This is a genomic window from Moorena sp. SIO4E2 (assembly GCF_010671945.1).
Lineage (GTDB): Bacteria > Cyanobacteriota > Cyanobacteriia > Cyanobacteriales > Coleofasciculaceae > Moorena > Moorena producens.
Genome location: NZ_JAAHIE010000958.1, coordinates 1 through 2,109 on the forward strand (window position 1 = coordinate 1; position 2,109 = coordinate 2,109).

Annotated in this window: 1 protein-coding gene and 2 pseudogenes; 2 read left to right on the top strand and 1 reads right to left on the bottom strand. The window is 42.8% G+C overall.

Annotated elements, in window-relative coordinates; genetic code table 11:
- Window positions 1-105, top strand: a pseudogene (locus F6K37_RS39415) (RNA-guided endonuclease InsQ/TnpB family protein); the annotation flags it as partial.
- Window positions 106-118: 13 nt separating this feature from the next.
- Window positions 119-586: pseudogene (locus tag F6K37_RS39420) on the top strand (RNA-guided endonuclease InsQ/TnpB family protein); the annotation flags it as partial.
- A gap of 90 nt (window positions 587-676) precedes the next feature.
- Here F6K37_RS39420 and F6K37_RS39425 read toward each other — a convergent pair.
- Window positions 677-1,837: a mechanosensitive ion channel family protein gene (locus tag F6K37_RS39425; protein ID WP_287256696.1), complete on the bottom strand. Its 1,161-nt coding sequence runs from the start codon at window positions 1,835-1,837 to the stop codon at window positions 677-679.
- Window positions 1,838-2,109 lie beyond the last annotated feature (272 nt).

Sequence of the window (2,109 nt, forward strand, 5' to 3'; positions counted from 1 at the left end):
GCCAAGAGACTGGTTAGAAGTTACCGCAAGAAGAGTGCAGCCTTTATAGTTGATAGGCTATGCATCAAAGGTGGCAGGTTTTGTTGTAAGGCTGCACTCTTCTAAGGTTTCGTCTCCGGCACGTTGCGTAATCCGGTCTAACGACCTGGTCGCCTATGAAGATTTGAGAGTGAAAAACCTGGTTAAAAACCATTGTCTAGCTAAATCTATTAACGATGCAGGTTGGTATCAATTCAGAAAATGGTTAGAGCACTTTGGCCAAAAATTTGGTAGAGTCACCGTTGCGGTAAATCCTGCCTATACAAGCCAGAATTGTTCAGATTGTGGCGAAGCGGTTAAAAAGTCACTGTCAACTAGGACTCATGTCTGTAAGTGTGGGTGCCAGTTAAACCGAGACCACAACGCTGCAATCAATATCCTGAAAAGAGCCTTGGGTACGGTGGGGCACACCGGAACCTGGATCATTGATCCAAACTCTTGTGGAGAATCGACCTCTACTCTTCCTGATTCCGGTCTGGTTGAGCAAGTTGGCTCTATGAAGCAAGAATCCCCGCGTCTAATGACCGGGGAGTGTCAAGTCAGCTAATCGAGACGACTGACCGCTGACCGCTGACCGCTGAATGCTTACTAGCGATCGCTATAAGTGTTGGTTAGTAAGCTTTGTAGGGATTATTTTCTAAAAATTTATCATAGCCACACTGGCAGAGCCATTTTCCTTCACCTGTTTGTAGTCTTGAAGTTGCTTTTCCAGCTCAACATGCAGGTGATCAATCTCCTCTTTTTCCAGGATTTCTAATATAGCTAGATTCAAGTTTTGCTGGGCAGCAATGTATAGGTTTGTATCAATCACAAATACCCTAACTATAATCACACGAGCATTCTCTTCAATGTGGGAAAATAAAACTAACATGTTCTGCTTATGCAAGCCATCGATAGACGGAATTTTATCTTCAATAGCCTGACAAATGCGGCTAGTTTGCTTAGCCGAAATTCCATCAACTTTTAGAGTTAAATTTATGCCCCACTCAAAGGTATCGCCAGTCTTCTGGGACCAATTTTCCACAACGCCAGCAATCATTTTAGAATTGGGAACTTTTTTGATAGAACCCCACTCAGTCAGACGAAGCTGTGTACTTCTTAGACCAATACTGACGATCTGAACAAAACCATTGACTCCGTCCACTGCTACCCAGTCACCGGGTTTATAGAGACCATCAGCGTAGATAATCACCGTACAAAACCAGTCATAGATAATATCTTTCATTAACAAACCTAAGGCGACACCTGCACCACCGACTAGACCGATCAGTGCACCGGCCGATGTCCCCAACAAAATCTCACTGGCTTTAATCACAGCAATCAGGATTGCTGCTGTCTGAAAAAGCCTTGGGAAGTAGGGGACGAACAAATCGTCCAGTTCAGTTTCAGTGTGTGCCGCCAATCCCGCTAGCAGCTCCCCCAGTAGTGGAGCAGCACGGTAAAGAATATAGGTGGCAATGAACAGAGCGCTCACAAAGAGCATCTCGGGGATTTTCTGATTCTGTTCAGGACTAAGATGGGTTGCCGCAACACTATGTACTAGCCATAATCCAGCCAGCCAAATTAGCCAGCCTAATGGTGCCCTAAGAATCTTAATAAACTCATCGTCTAGGGTAGTTTCTGTAGCGCTAGTCAGACGCTCGATTCTGTCAATGATTATGGCAGTGAACAAACCTCGACATATCTGGGTAAGGAGGAGGATGATCACCATAATAACTATCGTGGAAAGAGGGATGTTGCCGAACTGGAAGTCGGAATCAAATATCCTTTCTTTGATTAAGTTGATAAGGTTTTCCATAGTTTTGACTAAAAAAGAACAGCAGAGAGCTCCATCTACCTAGTTGGCACTGGTTTTTAAACTTAGATATTGCACTAGGACAAAACTACTTAATAATAGGTAAAATTGGCTCAAATCGCATGGTATTTAAAGACTAGTTATTAGTTACTAAGCTGTTGCGCATTTAAACTGTGATAACAGCATTGCCTTTGTTTTTTATTTTTCGTACCCATTTTATAATTAACCCTCCTTCATTTAAAAGATGATTTAACAAACATTCTAATTCTTCAATT